The 19927-nt window shown below is 51.2% G+C and carries 16 protein-coding genes and 1 pseudogene; 3 read left to right on the forward strand and 14 right to left on the reverse strand.

Annotation, left to right across the window (positions count from 1 at the left end; all coding sequences use genetic code 11):
• Window positions 1-66 precede the first annotated feature (66 nt).
• Window positions 67-846: an envelope biogenesis factor ElyC gene (gene elyC, locus CJP72_RS06415; RefSeq protein WP_162380054.1), complete on the forward strand. Its 780-nt coding sequence runs from the start codon at window positions 67-69 to the stop codon at window positions 844-846.
• Here the strand turns inward: elyC and CJP72_RS06420 are convergent.
• The 14 genes and pseudogenes from CJP72_RS06420 to CJP72_RS06485 form a co-directional block, all read right to left on the reverse strand.
• Window positions 823-1716 carry a YcbJ family phosphotransferase gene (locus tag CJP72_RS06420; protein WP_162380055.1) on the reverse strand — a complete coding sequence of 298 codons (894 nt, stop codon included), beginning with the start codon at window positions 1714-1716 and terminating at the stop codon, window positions 823-825. The genes elyC and CJP72_RS06420 overlap by 24 nt on opposite strands.
• Window positions 1717-1870: 154 nt before the next feature.
• The gene (gene kdsB, locus CJP72_RS06425; protein WP_162380056.1) at window positions 1871-2617 is read right to left on the reverse strand and encodes a 3-deoxy-manno-octulosonate cytidylyltransferase; all 747 of its coding nucleotides are present in this window, start codon (window positions 2615-2617) and stop codon (window positions 1871-1873) included.
• On the reverse strand, window positions 2614-2796 hold the full coding sequence (gene ycaR / locus CJP72_RS06430) for a protein YcaR (protein WP_162380057.1): 183 nt from the start codon (window positions 2794-2796) through the stop codon (window positions 2614-2616). Before ycaR ends, kdsB begins: the two co-directional genes overlap by 4 nt.
• A 51-nt stretch (window positions 2797-2847) precedes the next feature.
• The gene (locus tag CJP72_RS06435; protein ID WP_162380058.1) at window positions 2848-4080 is read right to left on the reverse strand and encodes a winged helix-turn-helix domain-containing protein; all 1233 of its coding nucleotides are present in this window, start codon (window positions 4078-4080) and stop codon (window positions 2848-2850) included.
• Between the two features lie 40 nt (window positions 4081-4120).
• Window positions 4121-5098 (reverse strand): tetraacyldisaccharide 4'-kinase, encoded by a 978-nt coding sequence (gene lpxK / locus CJP72_RS06440; protein ID WP_162380059.1) that lies wholly within the window; start codon window positions 5096-5098, stop codon window positions 4121-4123.
• On the reverse strand, window positions 5095-6843 hold the full coding sequence (gene msbA / locus CJP72_RS06445) for a lipid A ABC transporter ATP-binding protein/permease MsbA (protein WP_162380060.1): 1749 nt from the start codon (window positions 6841-6843) through the stop codon (window positions 5095-5097). Before msbA ends, lpxK begins: the two co-directional genes overlap by 4 nt.
• Window positions 6844-6879: 36 nt before the next feature.
• Window positions 6880-9150: a ComEC family protein gene (locus CJP72_RS06450; protein WP_162380061.1), complete on the reverse strand. Its 2271-nt coding sequence runs from the start codon at window positions 9148-9150 to the stop codon at window positions 6880-6882.
• Between the two features lie 218 nt (window positions 9151-9368).
• On the reverse strand, window positions 9369-9653 hold the full coding sequence (gene ihfB / locus CJP72_RS06455; RefSeq protein WP_002463068.1) for an integration host factor subunit beta: 285 nt from the start codon (window positions 9651-9653) through the stop codon (window positions 9369-9371).
• Between the two features lie 160 nt (window positions 9654-9813).
• Window positions 9814-11487: a 30S ribosomal protein S1 gene (gene rpsA, locus CJP72_RS06460; RefSeq protein ID WP_162380062.1), complete on the reverse strand. Its 1674-nt coding sequence runs from the start codon at window positions 11485-11487 to the stop codon at window positions 9814-9816.
• Between the two features lie 113 nt (window positions 11488-11600).
• Entirely contained in the window at window positions 11601-12284 is a 684-nt protein-coding gene (gene cmk / locus CJP72_RS06465) for a (d)CMP kinase (protein WP_162380063.1), read from the reverse strand.
• A gap of 169 nt (window positions 12285-12453) precedes the next feature.
• Window positions 12454-13221, reverse strand: coding sequence for a metalloprotease LoiP (gene loiP / locus CJP72_RS06470; RefSeq protein WP_162380064.1), 768 nt, complete (start codon window positions 13219-13221; stop codon window positions 12454-12456).
• Window positions 13222-13364: 143 nt separating this feature from the next.
• Complete coding sequence (gene aroA / locus CJP72_RS06475) at window positions 13365-14648, reverse strand: 3-phosphoshikimate 1-carboxyvinyltransferase (protein WP_162380065.1); 1284 nt, start codon at window positions 14646-14648, stop codon at window positions 13365-13367.
• A gap of 70 nt (window positions 14649-14718) precedes the next feature.
• Complete coding sequence (gene serC / locus CJP72_RS06480) at window positions 14719-15807, reverse strand: 3-phosphoserine/phosphohydroxythreonine transaminase (RefSeq protein ID WP_162380066.1); 1089 nt, start codon at window positions 15805-15807, stop codon at window positions 14719-14721.
• A gap of 215 nt (window positions 15808-16022) precedes the next feature.
• Window positions 16023-16714 (reverse strand): annotated as a pseudogene (locus tag CJP72_RS06485) (DUF421 domain-containing protein).
• A 136-nt stretch (window positions 16715-16850) separates the two neighbouring features.
• Between CJP72_RS06485 and ycaO the strand changes: the two are divergent.
• Window positions 16851-18611, forward strand: coding sequence for a 30S ribosomal protein S12 methylthiotransferase accessory factor YcaO (gene ycaO, locus CJP72_RS06490; protein ID WP_162380067.1), 1761 nt, complete (start codon window positions 16851-16853; stop codon window positions 18609-18611).
• 405 nt (window positions 18612-19016) lie between these two features.
• On the forward strand, window positions 19017-19874 hold the full coding sequence (gene focA / locus CJP72_RS06495) for a formate transporter FocA (protein ID WP_162380068.1): 858 nt from the start codon (window positions 19017-19019) through the stop codon (window positions 19872-19874).
• Window positions 19875-19927: the final 53 nt, after the last annotated feature.

Genomic DNA, 19927 nt, shown 5'->3' on the forward strand with positions numbered 1-19927 from the left:
TGAACCTGTCTGGTGTAATATCCCTGCAGATCCCCTGCTGTATGGTTAAAAAAGGAACCAAAAAGGATGCTTTTTACTCTGAAGAAAGTGATTGGCGGTATGATGCTTCCGCTTCCGCTCATGCTCTTGATCATGGGGGTGGGGCTGGCTCTGGTGTGGTTTAGTCGCTTTCAAAAAACCGGAAAGGTGTGTCTGAGTCTGGGCTGGCTCGCATTGCTGCTGTTAAGCCTGCAACCGGTCGCCGATCGCTTACTGAAACCGCTTGAAGACCAGTATCCCACCTGGCAAAACAGACAAAAAGTTGAGTATGTCGTGGTGCTGGGCGGCGGTTATACCTGGAACCCGCAGTGGGCGCCAAGTTCCAACTTGATCAGCAACAGTCTGCCGCGTCTCAATGAAGGCGTACGGCTTTGGCTGGCCAATCCGGGTGCAAAACTGATTTTTACCGGCGCAAGAGCAAAAACGAATAATGTCAGTACCGCTGAAGCCGGAGCCAGAGTCGCACAGTCACTCGGCGTGCCGCTAAGCGATATCATCACGCTGGATACCCCCAAAGACACTGAAGAAGAAGCGGCTGCCGTTAAACAGGCTATCGGCGACGCGCCGTTCCTGCTGGTCACCTCTGCGTCGCATTTACCGCGCGCGATGATTTTCTTCCAGCAGGCGGGGCTTCACCCGCTCCCGGCCCCGGCAAATCAGCTGGCGATTGATTCGCCACTCAATCCGTGGGAACGCGCGATCCCTTCTCCCGTCTGGTTGATGCACAGCGATCGCGTCGGATATGAAACATTAGGGCGAGTCTGGCAGTGGCTCAAAGGATCGTCAGGCGAGCCAGGGCAAGAGTGATTTGGTTGCCAGATCAAAGTTAGCGCGGTTAAAACGCCCTGTATTGACCAGTTGCGCAACCTCGTCCCACAACACATAGAGCCAACGCCGCCAGATAAAGGATTCTGCGACTGGCGCGCGTTGCAGGTAATGCCAGAGCAATCCTTCCGCCAGTGCGTTGTCCATCAAGCGAAATAACTCGTATTCCCGTGGCGCCCACAGCATCACACCAGGCCCCACCATCGCCAGAAGCTGATCGTTGCGGGCATCTTTAAGCATACTGCGCAAACTAAAATTGCCGTGAATCAGTACGCAATTGTCGTTAAATCCTTCAAACAACGCGGGCAGGCATTCGCGGGTACGGAACAGAATGCGCTTGTCATGCATCGTTAAGCCCGTATTGTTGAACTGGTTTAACGTGCTCCATAACACTTCAACACGCTGACGGTACCAGGAAGGCCAGATATTTTCCTGCGTGTTATCCACCGCGCCCACACAGCCACGGCTATCCTGACGATGCCAGGAAAGCAAACCTTCAACAATCTGGTCTTTTAAATGTTCCCACCGTTCAGGCGTTCGCGCGGGGGCTTCTACGGGTACGCCACGCATCCTTTCCAGCAGTAAAATATCAGGACCGGGATGCTCTTCATGGGTCATGACGCCGTAAATGACCGGCATACGCACCGTACCGCTACGCGCCAGCATGGTCGTTTTCCACGCCAACTGTTGCGCCATCCCCGGTGTGGTGAAACTTCTCGCCATGAGCGGCATCGGTTTTCCCTGGCTGTCATACAGTGACCACAACGCCGTATCTACTTTTTCATTCACGCACTCTATACGGCTGAGTTTTTCACCCAGTAAATGACTCAGTTCGGCTCGCAGCTGTTCCATTTCAGATTGCCCTCATAAACGCTACTGCTTTCATAATGAGCGTCGTATGGACAGATGTCACCCTGATGAGATCAATTGATGAAAAGAAAAGTGGAGGAAAATCGTAACGGTACGACACCCCTCTCATAACTGAGAGGGGTGTCAGTATTGAAGCTTAACGCATTTCAGCGCGAACGCGCTCAAGGTCTTCGGCAGTATCCACGCCAGTACCGGGAACTTCTTTAGCGACGGCAACATGGATTTTTTCGCCGTACCACAACACACGAAGCTGCTCCAGCATCTCAATATGTTCGAGAGGGCTTGGCTGCCAGTTCACATAGCGGCGAATAAATCCAGCACGATACCCATAGATCCCCAAATGACGCAGCAAGGTATCGCCAATAGTCTCACGGCTATCTGCAAAACGGTCGCGATCCCAGGGGATCGTCGCGCGAGAGAAGTAAAGCGCGTAACCTTCAGCATCCAGCACCACTTTCACTGCGTTTGGATTGAATGCCTCCTCCGCACTGTGAATCGGCACCGCCAGCGTTGCCATACCAACCTGACGCTGCGCCAGGTTATCCGCGACCTGGCGAATAATCACCGCCGGGATCATCGGCTCATCGCCTTGTACGTTCACAATGACGGTATCATCGCTGAATCCGCATTTTTCCACGACTTCCGCCAGTCGCTCCGTACCCGACTGATGATCGGCGCGGGTCATGCACACTTCACCGCCAGCCGCCTCTACCGCACGCGCCACATCTTCATGATCGGTCGCCACGATAATGCGATCGGCACCGGATTCACGCGCACGTTCCAGTACATGCACAATCATCGGCTTGCCGTTGATATCCAGCAATGGTTTACCAGGCAAGCGTGTCGATGCAAAACGGGCAGGAATAATGACCACAAAACTCATGATTTGCTCTCGTCGGAGGTCAAAGGACGGGCTTCGGTTTCCAGTAATACCGGAATACCATCGCGTAATGGGAAAGCAAGGTTATCCAGTTTGCAAATCAGTTCTTGTTTTTCCTGGTTGTACCAGAGTTTGCCGTTACATACCGGGCAGGCAATGATTTCGAGCAGACGATGATCCATAGTTCCTCCAGATGGACCGGATTGTGAATCTGTAAATATTATCATAATCGTCTATACCTCTGCGTCTATTTCCCAGCCCTGGCGGCAATCACTAAACACCCCCTGGGGACACAAGCCCAACGTCACGCGACTTGCCTGTTGCCAACGCGCAAAATCGCTAATCGCCTGAAACAGACCTTTTTGCAGTGTTGCACCGGGCCTGGTCCCTTCTTGTAGGTACAGCGCAATGACTTCCAGCACCCCCGTTTTACGGTGCATTTTGGCATCCATCCGCCCGACCAACGCCCCTCGATGCAACAACGGCAAGACAAAATAACCATATTGTCGTTTAGACGCCGGAGTGTAGCACTCAAGACGATAGGTGAAATCAAACAGTTGCTCAGCCCGTTTTCGGTCCCAGACAACAGGGTCAAACGGCGACAAAACGGCACTGTGCGTCGCCGTTAATTGGCCCGCTATTGCCTGTTCAAGAAACGGCTGAAGGTCTGCATGGAGCCACAGCGTGCCTAATGTTTCAACCTCTACCGGAATGATCTGCTGCTGCTCTGAGCGCGTATCCCGCCACGCATTCAACGCGGGACGTTTTAAGCGGTAGTAGTCTGCCAGCCACTGTTCACGGAATATCCCCAGACTGCGCGCACTGTTATCAAGCATGGCAATTTCCGCTTGCGCCTGAGAAAGTAAGTCACGCTTATCATCCCAGTGGGGCATGACGCGTTGAGTCACATCATATACCCTCTGAAAGTTGCGACGCTCCACGACCATCACTTTTCCCGCAGTAAACAGCCCTTCAAGATGACGTTTATGGGGCTTCCACGCCCACCAGCCGTTGGCCCCTTTGCGTGGATGTTCAAAATCCGCAGAGCGTACCGGGCCGTTGTGATGAATATGCTGCATCAGTTGCTCGATTTCATGAGCATGTTCTTTCATCCAGGCCGCTTTATACTTCCAGCCCATGTTCTCTGGCGACAGCATTCGGTGGCGTATGAGCGTAAAGTCGCTACGCGGCAGGAAACAGGCCTCATGCGCCCAGTACTCCATCAACTCACCGCGCAATAATGCGTCATCCAGCCACTGCGGCGGATAGTTCCCAAGGCGGCTGAATAGCACCAGATATGGGCTACGCGCGACAATGTTGATGGTATCGATTTGCAGCAGTGACATGCGCGAAATGGTGGCGAGAATATCGCCGGGCTGCGCGCGACGGCGTGATTTCTTTAACAGCCCCTGGGCTGCAAGGTGAAGGTGACGAGCATCGGTAAGAGAGAGTTGCGGCAACGACATTTATCACTCCATAAATCGTTCGCCGCCGCAGCCTGATCAGCTAACGAACCAGCGAAGTGAGTTGCTTAAGCAAGGCGTCTGGTGCATCACCAGATAGCTGAGCATCAACGGGCAAATACCACCAGTTATCGTCGGCAAACGAGCGGCATTTAACGGCATCTTTTTCCGTCATCACCAGCGTCTGGCCTTCGGTGAGCAATGCGTTGACATCACCATAACTGAGCGACTGATGATCTGCCAGCGCGACACATTTTTGCGGGTGCGCGCCGCATGCTGAGAGCGTCGCAAAGAAACGGGGAGGATGACCGATGCCCGCCATAGCCACGATATTACGCAGTTGTGCCACGTTACAACGCTCACCGGTACGCAAATTAACAGCCTGACCGGGTTCCAGATGCATAGGAATTTCACCCGGTTCAGCAACACCGCCATTAACAATAACCGCATCCACCGATTTAAGCCGCCCCGCGCGTTCGCGCATCGGGCCTGCCGGTAGCCACCAACCATTGCCAAATCGACGAACCCCGTCAACCACCACAATTTCAACATCTCGCGCCAGACGGTAATGTTGTAGCCCATCATCCGTCACAATAATTTGCACATCATGATCAGCCAGAATGGCTTTCACCGCATCGCAGCGGACTGGCGAAACGGCAACGGGCGCGCCAGTACGTTGAAAGATCAGTACCGGTTCATCGCCCGCTTCTGCTGTCGTGGTCTCATGCGCCAGGAGTAACGGATAGGATGACGCCTTTCCACCGTAACCACGTGAAACCACTCCCACGCGAATACCGCGTTGTTGGAGTTGTTCAACCAGCCAGATTACGACAGGCGTTTTACCATTGCCGCCCGCCGTCAGATTCCCCACGACAACGACCGGCACTGGAGCACGCCAGGATTGTTTCAATCCCAGCCTGTAGCACAAGCGGATACCCCCACTCACCAGACCGTATAGCCAGGAAAGCGGGAGTAACAGTCGCCACAAGGGCGACTCACCGGACCAGATTCGTGCGATCATTGACCGAATTGCATTTTGTGCAACTGAGCATAGACACCACGATGTTCCAGCAGCTCAGTATGGGTTCCACGCTCAACAATCAGCCCGTCTTCCACCACTACAATCTCATCAGCCTGTTCAATGGTGGAGAGACGGTGGGCTATCACCAGCGATGTACGGTTTTTCTGTAGTTCGTCCAGCGCAGCCTGGATCGCACGTTCCGACTCGGTATCCAGTGCGGAAGTGGCTTCATCCAGAATCAGAATCGGACTGTCGCGCAGCAGAGCACGCGCAATCGCAATACGCTGACGCTGACCGCCAGACAGCAGGACGCCGTTCTCACCAATGATCGTGTCCAGACCATTATCCATTTTATTGATAAAGTCCATCGCATACGCCATACGTGCAGCCTCTTCTATCTGCTCGCGGGTGTACTGTTCATTACGTGCGTAGGCAATGTTGTTGGCGACGGTATCGTTAAAAAGATGTACGTTCTGCGAAACCAGAGCAACCTGATTACGCAAGGATGCCAGCGTATATTCGCGCAGGTCATGCCCGTCCATCAGGATATGACCTTCATCAATGTCATAAAAACGGGTGATCAGGCTGGCGATCGTCGATTTTCCTGAACCTGAACGCCCAACTAACGCCACGGTCTTACCTGCCGGAATCTTCAGGTTGATATTGCGCAGCGCAGGCACTTCACGTCCTGGATAGGTAAAGGTCACGTTACGGAATTCCAGATCGCCGCTCGCACGCTCAATAACACGTTTGCCTTCGTCTTTCTCTTGCTCGCTGTCCAGAATCGCAAACAGGGTCTGGCAAGCTGCCATCCCACGCTGGAACTGCGCATTGACGTTGGTCAGTGACTTCAGCGGGCGCATCAGTGCAATCATGGACGAGAAGACAACGGTGATCGTCCCAGCGGTCAGATTTTCCATTACGCTCGGGAAACTTGCCGCATACAGGACAAAGGCCAGCGCCAAAGACGCAATCAGCTGGATGATGGGGTCAGAGATAGCAGAAGCCGAAACCATCTTCATACCCTGCATACGCATTTTATTGCTGACTTTGTCAAAACGTTTGGTTTCGACTTCCTGACCACCAAAAATTAACACTTCTTTGTGGCCTTTCAGCATCTGCTCAGCACTGGTCGTGACCAGCCCCATCGTGTTCTGCATGTTTTTACTGATGCTACGAAAACGCTTAGAAACTACGCGAATCGCAATTGAGACAACCGGCGCCAGTACGATCAGAATGATCGACAGTTGCCAGCTGTAGTAAAACATCAAGACAAACAGACCAATAATCGAGGCCCCTTCGCGCACAACGGTGATCAGTGCCCCGGAAGAGGAAGATGCGACCTGCTCTGAGTCATAGGTAATACGAGAGAGCAAAGTGCCTGTCGACTGCTTATCAAAAAAAGAGACGGGCATCCCCATCATATGACCGAACAGGCGACGACGCATGGTCATCACGACTTTACCTGATACCCACGAAAGACAGTAGCTGGAGATATAGCTGGTGATGCCACGTAATATCATCAGACCAATAACCACTAATGGCATCCAAAGCAACACCGAACGGTCTGTTTTACCAAAACCTTCATCCAGTAACGGCTTCAGGAGCGATAACATGAAGGTATCGCTAGCTGCGTTAAGGATTAACGCTACCCCCGCCACGATCAGACCTAATTTGAACGGCGCAATAGTGGGCCACAGTCGGCGGAATGTCTGCCACGTAGAGAGATCTTTATCGTTATGCATTCAAAAAACCAGCATTTGTTGAAATAGCCGCATATTCTACCCGTTATCCTCTGACACGCCAAACCACTGATGATACCAACGAGGTAAAATTTGCTCTCGCAGGCTGCGTACTTGCCAACCTTGCGAGGAAAAGATAAGCGAAATCTGCCCCTGATGCGGCGTATCCAGCCATTGATATCCCTGTTGCCGGTAACGCTGCCTGACTGTCCATGAAGGCAGCCGCCAGGCATTGTAACGCGATGCTGAAGCCAGCGCCCCCTGACCATCAACACGTTGAATTAATGCCAGCGACGATGACGTATTGCTGCCATGATGCGGAACCTGAATAAATGTCGCCTGTAAATGTCGCCAATAATGACTTAGCATTTTTTGTTCTGCGCCGGATTCAATGTCCCCCGTCAACAGAACACTGTACTTACCATCATCGACTTTGACGACGCAGGAACGGTTATTCCCGAGATCTTTATTACCTTTGACCGGCCAGTGCGCACGAAAGGTCAGTCCTTGCCATTTCCACTGCTCTGCCCGAAAACAGGGCTGATGCCCTTCCCATCCTAACGGACTTCTTATCCAAAGCGTTGGCCAGGCTTTCTGCAATGAGCGCAATCCACCGCGATGATCCAGATGTTCGTGGCTGAGAATAATGCCTTCAGGTTTCAGGTTATGCCAGCGTAGCCAGGGAATGATCAGTTGCTGCCCGCTGTCATCCTCCGGCCAGGCCCGTCCGGTATCATAGAGAATGGCCTTACCATTGCGGGCAATAACCATCGCCAACCCCTGCCCGACATCCAGCATGTGAACCTGCCATTCATCTTTGGGCTCAGTACGCCATACGGGCCAACTGACTAAAATCGTCCCTGCCAGGCAGACCCCAGACCAGGTACGCCAGACAGCAAATCGCCAGACAATAATTATTAACCAGGGAGACAATGCCAGCCATTGCCACCGCTTATCGATACTGATCCAGCCTTCCGGTAAATTCCTGAGTAACCAAAACAAGAGCGCCAGTGAACGATCTGCCAGATACCAGCCCCCCTCTTCAATGAGGAGTGGTCCCGTCAGGTGTACCACCATACCTGCCAGAATGAGCGGGACAGAAATAAATGTCACCAGTGGTACAGCAAACAGATTTGCCAGAAATGCGGTCACACTGATGCCATGAAAAATCGCAATTTGCATGGGTAAGAGCAACACCGTAATACCTAGCTGCAGATGGATAAGACTCCATATCAAACGTCCCGCGCGTGATACCAAACAGACTGGAGCTGGCCCCCATTGATACCAAAATAGAAGTGCGGCAACCGCCAATGCCGATAACCACAAACTCTGCGACAGAATGGCAACAGGATCAGCAATAACAATCGCCGCCAGACAACAAAGCCAGACTTCCCATCCACTCCATTGCCGTCCGCTTAATTTAAGTGCTCCCCATGCACTCAAAGCGATGACTGTCCGTAACGCGGGGGGTTGCAATCCCGTAAGCCAGGCATAAAACAGAGCGCTGCCTATCCCACCAATAAGAGGAACCGGCCAGCGTATCCACTCCGCCGGGAAAACAAACTGCACACATCGAATGATTCCCCCTGCGAGCAACGCTGCAAAGGCAATATGCAGCCCGGAAATCGCCATCAGATGTGTTGTGCCAGTATCCCGCATGAGGTCTGTCACCTCACGCGGCACCGACAAACGCTCCCCCATCCCCAGCCCCAGCCCCAGAATAACCTGCCGCCAGGGATAGTTTGCCAGCGCCGTCGTGAGAGAAGACAAGTAACGAGCGCGTAAGCTGCACCGGGAGTCAATCACACTTGCCTGCAAAAAACGTCCCGTCAGGGGCTGATGTTGGGCCAGCGCATAACGTTGGCTATCGAACCCTCCGTCATTCAGTTGACCATGTACCGCACGTATCTTTAGCGCCATCGCCCACTGTTGACCGGCGCACACGCTGCCCGGCAAATACTGATCGTTTAAAACGATGCCCACCGCAGGAAATAGTCGCTTCCCTTGCACATGTGTAATTTGCCCATAATGCGTCATCATATGGTCTGTCGCCGTTATTCGTACTACAGCCTGTTGCGTTGCTCCAGGCAATGTGTTTCCCGGCCAGAGAGTCTGTTTTGCCGCGAATATCCCCCACAGAAAGAAGAGCATGATCAGTGCGACATAACGCGCCCATCGCTGGGGAATAAAACAGAACACACACGCCAGAAGGAACAACATAGCGAGATACTTCGTATCCGGTAGTGTGGGTAATAGCAACAGAGGAAGAATGCCTGCCAATGCGCATGCGCTCACTATTGTTATTTTCATAGACACCTCCCTGTTAGAGAAAGTGTGCCGTTTTGTGGTGTGGTTGTCCGGTGGCGGTTTGACAATTTACAGCAAGGGTTCCGCTGTTTTCACGTAGCAGTTGAAACGCATAAATACAAATGCGAAGGGGATTCCAGTTCCCCGTATTTGACGGGATTTCAGAAACGAAAAAAGCACCTCAACGGTGCTTTTTTCTGGCTCAAGTTTTAACGCAAAACTTAACCGTAAATATTGGCGCGATCGCGCAGTTCTTTACCCGGTTTAAAGTGTGGGACATATTTCCCTTCCAGATCCACTTTGTCACCAGTCTTCGGGTTACGTCCGGTACGAGGTGCGCGGTAGTGCAAAGAAAAACTGCCGAAACCGCGGATTTCAATACGCTCGCCCTGCGCAAGAGTCGAGGCCATATGCTCCAGCATCTCTTTCACTGCATCTTCAACCGCTTTCGCGGGAATATGAGATTGCTGGGTTGCAAGTCTTTCAATCAATTCTGACTTGGTCATGATTCCTCCGGTTCCTTAAAGGCAAAATTAGCTGTTGCTGTCGCTACATTGATTAAGGGCGGCCGTAGCCGCCCTTAGTGCTTGATTACAGGACGAATCCCGCAATCTGTCAAGTAAACTCGTGATTCTTCAGGATGAAAAAAACCGAAGATTAAGAGAATTACTCGCCTTTAGCTGCTTTGAAAGCTTCAGCCATTGCGTTGTTAGAGAAGTTTGCATCTTCCTGTTTGTTAACAGTTGCGATTGCATCTTTCTCATCAGCTTCGTCTTTTGCACGAACAGACAGGCTGATTGCACGGTTTTTACGATCAACGCCGGTGAATTTAGCTTCAACATCGTCGCCAACGCTCAGAACCAGAGTTGCATCTTCAACGCGGTCACGGGAAGCTTCAGAAGCGCGCAGGTAACCTTCAACGCCATCAGCCAGTTCTACGGTTGCGCCTTTAGCGTCAACTGCAGTCACTTTACCGTTTACGATTGCGCCTTTCTTGTTCAGTGCAACCCAGTTGTTGAACGGATCTTCTGCGAGCTGTTTAACGCCCAGGGAGATACGCTCACGCTCTGCGTCAACCTGCAGAACAACTGCTGCGATTTCGTCGCCTTTTTTGTATTCACGAACTGCTTCTTCGCCTGCAACGTTCCAGGAGATGTCAGACAGGTGAACCAGGCCATCGATGCCGCCGTCCAGGCCGATGAAGATACCGAAGTCAGTGATAGACTTGATTTTACCTTCAACACGGTCGCCCTTGTTGTGGGTTTCCGCGAACTGCTGCCATGGGTTGTTTTTGCACTGCTTCAGACCCAGGGAGATACGACGACGTTCTTCGTCGATATCCAGAACCATAACTTCCACTACATCGCCAACGTTAACAACTTTGGACGGGTGGATGTTTTTGTTGGTCCAATCCATTTCGGAAACGTGAACCAGGCCTTCAACGCCTTCTTCGATTTCAACGAAGCAGCCGTAGTCGGTCAGGTTGGTCACGCGACCAGTCAGTTTGGTACCTTCCGGATAACGCTTAGCGATAGCTACCCACGGATCTTCGCCCAGCTGTTTCAGGCCCAGGGATACACGGGTACGCTCGCGGTCGAACTTCAGCACTTTAACAGTGATTTCGTCGCCCACGTTTACGATTTCGCTCGGATGCTTAACGCGTTTCCATGCCATGTCGGTGATGTGCAGCAGGCCGTCAACACCACCCAGATCAACGAATGCACCGTAGTCAGTGAGGTTCTTAACGATACCTTTAACTTCCATGCCTTCCTGCAGGTTTTCCAGCAGCTGATCGCGTTCTGCGCTGTTCTCGGATTCGATAACGGCACGACGAGAAACAACAACGTTGTTACGCTTCTGGTCCAGCTTGATTACTTTGAATTCAAGCTCTTTGCCTTCCAAGTGCAGTGTGTCGCGAACCGGACGAACGTCTACCAGGGAACCCGGCAGGAACGCGCGAATACCATTCAGCTCAACAGTGAAGCCACCTTTAACTTTGCCGTTGATAACACCGACTACAGTTTCAGCGTCTTCGTAAGCTTTTTCCAGCGTGATCCAAGCTTCGTGACGTTTAGCTTTTTCACGGGACAGCAGGGTTTCACCGAAGCCGTCTTCTACTGCATCCAGAGCAACGTCAACTTCGTCACCAACCTGGATTTCCAGCTCACCCTGGGCATTTTTGAATTGCTCTGCCGGAATGGCGGACTCAGATTTCAGACCAGCGTCAACCAGTACGATATCTTTGTCGATAGCAACAACAACACCACGAACGATGGAACCCGGGCGGGTTTCGATTTCTTTTAAGGATTCTTCAAATAGTTGAGCAAAAGATTCAGTCATGTTTAATCTTCAGGTTTCATATTTAACGTCCACCTGGCTCCATGCCGGATGGGGTTGTTTAACATACCCGCTGTCATTCCATTGCAACGGGGGTACTACAAATTCGGTCGCGTTTAAGCGAGTGCCAGTTTTTGGCGCGCGTATTGTAGCGCTTTTTCAATCACTTGCTCAATGCTTAATCGGGTAGAATCCAAAACTAAAGCATCAGCAGCAGGAACCAGCGGTGCTACAGCACGATTACGATCGCGATCGTCGCGTTCCTTGATCTCGGCCAAAAGGCGGTCAAAGTTAACACTAAAGCCCTTCTCCTGCAACTGTAGCATACGGCGATGAGCACGTTCTTCAGAAGAGGCGTCAAGAAAAATTTTTACAGGCGCATCAGGGAATACCACCGTGCCCATATCACGTCCGTCAGCGATCAAACCAGGCAGCTCACGGAACGCGCGCTGACGGCGTAATAACGCTTCGCGAACGCGTGGAAATGCGGCCACTTGCGAGGCGGCATTGGCGACGTCCTGAGTCCGTATTTCGCCACTCACATCTTCCCCTTCCAGTATCACTTCCAGTGTGCCGTTTGTTGAGACAAAACGGACATCCAGATGAGACGCCAGTGGCACCAGCGCGTCTTCAGAGGTTACATCGACATGGTGATGTAACGCTGCCAACGCCAGTACACGATAAATCGCACCAGAGTCCAACAGATGCCACTGCAATGCTTCCGCCATTGCCTTGCACAAGGTGCCTTTACCTGCACCGCTTGGGCCATCAATGGTAATTACCGGGGCAATTGCTGTCATCTTTATCTCCTATAAGGCATACCGTTAACGTGAACGCCGCGCATTATACGCGTCTGTACGACGGAAAGTGAGTATTGCTTGCAAATTACGGATAACAGGAGATGGAATGCAGAATAATTACGCAATTATAGCGGGCTGAGAGGGTATCAGCCCGGAAGATGACAAACTTTTACTTTTTATCCGCGGCGATACGGTCACGAATATGCTGCGCACGCTCAGCTGATGGCGGGTGAGAATCGAACATCGATTTAGCGTGACCCGCATCCATGGTTGCCAGCTTATCAAAGCTGCCAACTAACCCTTGCGTGCTGATACCGCGTTTTTTCATCAGATCGTAAGAGAAATCATCCGCTTCCGACTCTTTATCACGCGAGTATTTGGCATTGATAGCCCCTGCAGCGATATCGCCAAGCTGAGATTGAGAAAGCTGAGCCGCGACGCCGCTGGTGGCGGAGATAGCGTCGCGTGCGGCAACGATAGCGTAAGATGCTTTCATTTCTGCCAGCGAGTGCCCCAGCGCGACGTGACCCAGTTCGTGACCCAGAACGCCTTCGATTTCGTTGTCGTTCATCATGTCCATCAGGCCGCTATAGACGCGTACGCAGCCGTTTGCCATCGCCCAGGCGTTAACATCGCTGGTCATGTAAACCTTATAGTTAACCGGTGTACCGTTGATACTATTCCCCAGCGCTTTGGCGATTTTGGCTAAGCGTTTGCTGTATTTGCTGGACGAGCTGGCCATTTGATTTTGGCTATCCAGTTCCTGACAACCCTGGTTCGCGATCGCTTTAGCATCAGCATCCGTCAGCGTCGCTGCTTTGTAGGCAGACAACCCAGAACTGACCGCCATATTAGTGTCGATACCGTGTGTATTCTGACAGCCGCTCAGCAGCGTAGCGGAAACGGCCAGTGCCAGCAGTAGCTTTGCATTATTCATGTGAATCATCCGTTGATTAAACATAATTAATAGAAATATTAATGAGTTACAAATACACGCGGAGATTAACATTGTCGCGAGCGACCAGAAAGTCCGAAAAAAAACGCCGACTCAAGGTCGGCGTTCATCGCTAATCATTCAGATTAAGCAAGCGTACTCATTCGCGCCAGTTGCTCGAAATAGTCAGGAAAGGTTTTGGCGGTGCATTTCGGATCGAGGATCGTCACTGGCGTATCAGACAACGCCACCAGCGAGAAGCACATCGCCATGCGGTGATCGTTGTACGTTCCAATCTCGGCAAACTGTAATTGAGCAGGCGGCGTGATGCGAATGAAATCGTGCCCTTCTTCCACTTCAGCCCCCACCTTACGCAGTTCGGTCGCCATGGCAAATAAGCGATCGGTCTCTTTCACACGCCAGTTATAGATATTACGCAGCGTCGTCGTGCCTTTCGCGAACAATGCGGCTGTTGCAATGGTCATTGCCGCATCCGGGATATGGTTCATGTCCATATCAATGGCATTTAATTCACCACGTGTGCAGGCAATAAAATCGTCGCCCCAGGTTACTGTTGCGCCCATTTTTTCCAGCACATCGGCAAAGCGAATATCGCCCTGCATGCTGTTACGGCCAATACCGGTCACTTTCACCGTACCGCCTTTAATGGCACCAGCCGCCAGAAAATACGAGGCAGAAGAAGCATCGCCTTCGACAAGATACCCGCCCGGAGACTGATACTGCTGCCTCCCCTTGACGACAAAACGCTGGTAATTCTGGTTCTCAATCTCAACGCCAAACGTTTTCATCATATTCAGCGTGATATCGATATACGGTTTCGACACCAGCTCACCTTTGATCACAATCGTCGAATCTTGCGCAGCCAGCGGCGCGGTCATCAACAATGCGGTGAGAAACTGGCTGGAAACACTGCCGTCGACCTCAACCTGCCCACCGGTAAATCCACCGCGAAGACGTAACGGCGGATAGTTTTCCTGTTCCAGGTACTCGATATTCGCCCCGCCCTGACGCAAGGCATCCACGAGGTGTCCAATTGGACGTTCTTTCATGCGCGGTTCACCCGTCAGCACGATATCGTTCATCCCCAGGCACAACGCTGCCGCCAGTGGGCGCATGGCGGTTCCCGCATTGCCGAGGAACAGTTCCACCGATCCGTCCGCCTGTAACACACCACTGTTGCCGTTGATCTCGCAACGGGTACGATCGGCAGAAAGGGTGTAATCAATCCCCAACACATTCAGCGCATTAAGCATATGGCGAACGTCATCGCTGTCCAGCAGGTTAGTCAAAACAGTTGTGCCGTGTGCTAACGCCGCCAATAACAAAGCGCGGTTTGACACACTTTTGGAGCCAGGCAGATTAATGGTGCCATCGACCCGCGCGATGGGTTGTAACGTCAGGGATTCCATGAAACTCAACTCTCAAAAACGGAAATAAAAACCCCACAGACAAGCTGTGGGGATGAAAAAGTACAGCACATTAGCCGCGGCGGCGCTCGAAATCGATCATAAAATCGGTCAGCGCTTTAACGCCTTCAAGCGGCATTGCGTTATAGATAGAGGCACGCATTCCTCCCACCACACGGTGACCTTTCAGCGCATGCAAACCTGCGGCAAATGACTCTTCCAGGAAGAGTTTATCCAGCGCACTATCTGCCAACTGGAACGGCACGTTCATGCGGGAGCGGTTAGATTTCGCCACATCATTACGATAGAAATCACTACTATCAATCACGCCATACAGCAGATCTGCTTTTTGCTGATTGATTTTATCCATCGCAGCCACGCCACCCTGCTCTTTCAGCCATTTAAAGACCAGGCCAGAGAGATACCAGGCGAAAGTCGGTGGCGTATTGAACATTGAGTCGTTCTCGTTCAGCACGCTGTAGTCAAGGATTGACGGACAGGATGTATGCGCTTTGCCCAGTAAATCTTCACGAACGATAACAATCGTCAGACCTGCAGGACCGATATTTTTCTGCGCCCCCGCGTAAATCACCCCATAACGGGAAACATCCAACGGCGTGGAGAGAATAGTAGAAGAGAGATCGGCGGTCACGACCACATCAGACGAAAAATTCGGCGTTTCATCGATCGCGATGCCGTCGATGGTTTCGTTCGGACAGTAGTGCAAATAGGCTGCATTATCGGACAGCTGCCATTCGCTCATTGGCTTAACCGCACGCAGACCGTCAACGGTGATTTTGGCGTCAATCACATGAGGGGCGCAGTATTTTTTGGCTTCTTTAATGGCGCTGGCGGCCCAGTATCCGGCATCAACATAATCTGCCGTCGTTTTATCACCCAGAATATTGAGCGGAACAGCGGCAAACTGTCCACGACCACCACCATGACAGAACAAGACTTTGTAGTTAGAGGGGATAGTGAGGAGATCGCGAAAATCTTTCTCTGCTTCCTCTGCGACCTGGATGAACTCTTTGCCGCGGTGGCTAATTTCCATTACTGATGTGCCAAGACCCTGCCAGTCACAGAGATCTTGTTGCGCCAGTTTAAGCACGTCTGCCGGTAGCATTGCCGGACCTGAACTAAAATTGAAGACCTGAGCCATTTCCCCTCACCACGTTGTATTGTTATCAACTCAACATCCCGTCGGTTGCGAACAGCAGAACGACAGACATTGGATATATGTTATTCCTGTGGATATCGGTTTTATCATTTCAGTGGCACGCGCCGCAATGGGTAAAACTGACCGGAGCAAAAATGTGCAATACATCACACAACAGAATCTGTCGGTTTACCGGGGTAAAACCGATAATTTGGCTGTCAGGTGATGCGTTTTGCCTGACTTGCCTTCGACCATTCTGGATTTGCACAGCGTGGACATAATTGATTCTCACCGGCTTTCATCGCGACCACTTCGCTGCAACGCACACAGGCGTAGTCCCCCGCCTCCGGAACGACACGAAATCGCTGCGTACACTGCTTAGGCAAAATACTGAGTCCAGACTTCACCTCTTCGTCGGCAAAAAATAGACGCTAATTTGTCCATTGGTTTCCAGGATAGCGAGTTTCACCTGCCCCAGTTGTTCAACGCCATTTAGACGCAGCTCCATAAAGAACTCAAATTCGGTCATGTTCGCCCGCCCGAGCTTCGACCAGGCCAGTTCGCCGTCTTCAATGATCACCACAGGCTTGCCTTCCAGCATATCTTCCAGTTTCTCGCTGTGCGCCATCAGCCACATGACCAGCCGATAAAGCAAGGCCAACGAGAGAAAAACGACCAACACCGGGAGCAGCGGAACATCATCATAAAACGCGACATCCCCGGCAGCCGACCCCAGCGTCAAAATGATCAACACTTCAAACAGCGACATCTGCCGTACGCCACGGCGGCCAGTCATTTTCAAAAAAAGGAAAACCAGAACAAAGGTATAGAAACTTCGCAGCGCGACTTCACCCAGAAACGCCAGCGGCACGTTATCCAGCGCCATACGTTGCCAATCGAACGCCTTCATTTTTATGCCTTTGCGTGGGGGAGTTTTGTAAAAGCATAGTCAATACTTTTATTTACGCCGAAGAACTGGTGATGATAGCGCCATGCCTTTAAAACCCGTATCATTGCGCGCTTTCCGTACGACAAAAGTGATTTTCATGACGCAAACATTTATCCCTGGCAAAGACGCTGCCCTGGAAGATTCCATCGCTCGCTTCCAGCAAAAACTGCTCGACCTTGGTTTCCATATTGAAGAGGCTTCCTGGCTGAATCCGGTACCAAACGTCTGGTCTGTACACATTCGCGACAAAGAGTGCGCACTGTGCTTCACCAACGGTAAGGGCGCGACAAAAAAAGCGGCACTGGCCTCCGCGCTGGGCGAATATTTTGAGCGTCTGTCGACTAACTATTTCTTTGCTGATTTCTGGCTCGGTGAAACCATTGCCAATGGTCCGTTTGTACATTACCCGAACGAAAAATGGTTTCCATTAACCGAAGATGACGACATGCCTGAAGGTCTGCTGGATGCGCGTCTGCGCGCGTTCTACGATCCGGAAAATGAATTGACCGGAAGCATGCTGATTGACCTGCAGTCCGGTAACGAAGAGCGTGGCGTCTGCGGTCTGCCATTTACCCGCCAGTCTGATAACAAGACCGTGTATATTCCGATGAATATTATCGGCAACCTGTATGTCTCTAACGGGATGTCGGCCGGTAACACACCTAATGAAGCGCGCGTACAGGGATTGTCTGAAGTCTTCGAACGTTATGTGAAGAACCGCATTATTGCTGAAAGCATCAGCCTGCCGGAAATCCCTGCCGATGTCCTGGCGCGTTATCCGGCAGTGGTGGAGTCCATCGCGAAACTGGAAGCTGAAGGTTTCCCCATTTTCGCTTACGACGGTTCACTGGGCGGTCAGTACCCGGTGATCTGTGTTGTATTGTTCAACCCGGCCAACGGAACTTGCTTTGCTTCCTTCGGCGCACATCCGGATTTTGGCGTGGCGCTGGAGCGCACGGTCACCGAATTGCTGCAGGGCCGTGGTCTGAAGGATCTGGATGTCTTCACCCCGCCAACCTTTGATGACGAAGAAGTGGCTGAACACACTAATCTCGAAACTCACTTCATCGATTCCAGCGGTCTGATCTCCTGGGATCTGTTTAAGCAGAATGCTGATTATCCCTTCATTGACTGGAATTTCTCCGGCACCACTGAAGAAGAGTTCGCTACCCTGATGGCTATCTTCAATGCTGAAGATAAAGAAGTGTACATCGCCGATTATGAGCACCTGGGCGTATATGCCTGCCGTATTATTGTGCCGGGTATGTCTGATATCTACCCAGCCGAAGATCTGTGGTTAGCCAATAACAGCATGGGTAGCCATCTGCGCGAAACGATCCTTGCTCTGCCTGGCAGCGAGTGGGAAAAAGAAGCCTACCTGAATCTGATCGAACAACTCGATGAAGAAGGTTTTGACGACTTTACTCGCGTACGCGAACTGCTGGGACTGGCAACCGGGCCGGATAACGGCTGGTATACGCTGCGCATTGGCGAGCTAAAAGCGATGCTGGCGTTAGCAGGCGGCGACCTTGAACAGGCGCTGATCTGGACCGAATGGACGATGGAATTTAACGCCTCCGTCTTCAGCGCTGAACGCACGAACTACTACCGTTGCCTGCAAACACTACTGCTGCTGGCGCAGGAAGACGACCGTGAACCGTTGCAATATCTGAATGCCTTTGTTCGCATGTATGGCGCAGAAGCCGTTGAAGCGGCAAGCGCAGCATTAAGCGGCGAATCGGCGTTTTATGGACTACAGGCAGTTGACGGCGACTTACTGGCTTTCCCATCGCACCAGTCTTTGCTGAAGGCCTATGAGAAACTGCAACGTGCAAAAGCCCTCTGGTGGTCAAAATAAAACCGAATAGCTTACGCTAAGTAGGCTTAAACACTCGGTTGAGCTATATTACGGGGCGCTTTTAGTGCCCCGTTTTACTTATTTTTGAATTATCAAAAATAAATGTAATAACAAGGTTAAATATTGGTAGTTGATATTACATAAAATAATGCGTAAGTGTTGCTGTACATACCAATTACTCCATTTTAATTAACTGCATTTTCAGAGGTTCAAAGAAAAAATTCAACTCACATTATAACTTTTAAAATTTATTTTTATTTTATAAATCAACAAATTACATCACAATCGTGCAAAAACCATGCGACTTGAGGGCCTATAAGCCAGGTGAGATATGATCTATATCAAATTCTCATCTATAATGCTTTGTTAGTATCTCGTCGCCGACTTAATAAAGAGAGAGTTAGTGTGAAAGCTGACAACCCTTTTGATCTTTTACTCCCTGCTGCAATGGCCAAAGTGGCCGAAGAAGCAGGTGTCTATAAAGCAACGAAACATCCGCTAAAGACTTTCTATCTGGCGATTACTGCCGGTGTATTCATCTCAATCGCCTTTGTTTTCTATATTACCGCCACAACCGGTACCGGAACGATGCCGTTCGGTATGGCTAAATTGGTGGGGGGTATCTGCTTCTCTCTGGGGCTGATTCTTTGTGTTATTTGCGGCGCAGACCTCTTTACTTCAACCGTATTGATCGTCGTCGCCAAAGCCAGTGGCCGTATCACCTGGGGCCAACTGGCCAAAAATTGGCTAAATGTTTATGTTGGCAACCTGATCGGCGCATTGCTGTTCGTATTACTTATGTGGCTATCTGGCGAGTATATGACCGCCAATGGCGCATGGGGACTCAACGTTTTGCAAACCGCCGACCACAAAGTGCACCATACTTTTGTCGAAGCTGTCTGCCTCGGAATTCTTGCTAACCTGATGGTTTGCCTGGCCGTGTGGATGAGCTACTCAGGTCGCAGCCTGATGGACAAAGCGTTCATCATGGTATTACCCGTCGCGATGTTTGTCGCCAGCGGCTTTGAGCACAGTATCGCAAACATGTTTATGATCCCTCTGGGTATTGTAATCCGCGACTTCGCAACACCGGAATTTTGGGCCGCTGTCGGTTCTGCTCCGGAGAATTTTACTCACCTGACCGTGATGAATTTCATCACCGATAACCTGATTCCGGTTACGATCGGTAACATTATCGGCGGCGGTTTGTTGGTCGGGTTGACATACTGGGTCATTTACCTGCGTGGCGACGATCATCATTAGTCCTTTGATGTTTGTTATACGCAGTAAATAAAAAATCCACTTAAGAAGGTAGG

Source organism: Citrobacter sp. NCU1 (assembly GCF_010231475.1).
Lineage (GTDB): Bacteria > Pseudomonadota > Gammaproteobacteria > Enterobacterales > Enterobacteriaceae > Citrobacter_D.

Coding starts and splice junctions, on each gene's coding strand:
- elyC (WP_162380054.1), top strand. CDS start 67: ATGCTTTTTACTCTGAAGAAAGTGATTGGCGGTATGATGCTTCCGCTT.
- CJP72_RS06420 (WP_162380055.1), bottom strand. CDS start 1,716: ATGGAACAGCTGCGAGCCGAACTGAGTCATTTACTGGGTGAAAAACTC.
- kdsB (WP_162380056.1), bottom strand. CDS start 2,617: ATGAGTTTTGTGGTCATTATTCCTGCCCGTTTTGCATCGACACGCTTG.
- ycaR (WP_162380057.1), bottom strand. CDS start 2,796: ATGGATCATCGTCTGCTCGAAATCATTGCCTGCCCGGTATGTAACGGC.
- CJP72_RS06435 (WP_162380058.1), bottom strand. CDS start 4,080: ATGTCGTTGCCGCAACTCTCTCTTACCGATGCTCGTCACCTTCACCTT.
- lpxK (WP_162380059.1), bottom strand. CDS start 5,098: ATGATCGCACGAATCTGGTCCGGTGAGTCGCCCTTGTGGCGACTGTTA.
- msbA (WP_162380060.1), bottom strand. CDS start 6,843: ATGCATAACGATAAAGATCTCTCTACGTGGCAGACATTCCGCCGACTG.
- CJP72_RS06450 (WP_162380061.1), bottom strand. CDS start 9,150: ATGAAAATAACAATAGTGAGCGCATGCGCATTGGCAGGCATTCTTCCT.
- ihfB (WP_002463068.1), bottom strand. CDS start 9,653: ATGACCAAGTCAGAATTGATTGAAAGACTTGCAACCCAGCAATCTCAT.
- rpsA (WP_162380062.1), bottom strand. CDS start 11,487: ATGACTGAATCTTTTGCTCAACTATTTGAAGAATCCTTAAAAGAAATC.
- cmk (WP_162380063.1), bottom strand. CDS start 12,284: ATGACAGCAATTGCCCCGGTAATTACCATTGATGGCCCAAGCGGTGCA.
- loiP (WP_162380064.1), bottom strand. CDS start 13,221: ATGAATAATGCAAAGCTACTGCTGGCACTGGCCGTTTCCGCTACGCTG.
- aroA (WP_162380065.1), bottom strand. CDS start 14,648: ATGGAATCCCTGACGTTACAACCCATCGCGCGGGTCGATGGCACCATT.
- serC (WP_162380066.1), bottom strand. CDS start 15,807: ATGGCTCAGGTCTTCAATTTTAGTTCAGGTCCGGCAATGCTACCGGCA.
- ycaO (WP_162380067.1), top strand. CDS start 16,851: ATGACGCAAACATTTATCCCTGGCAAAGACGCTGCCCTGGAAGATTCC.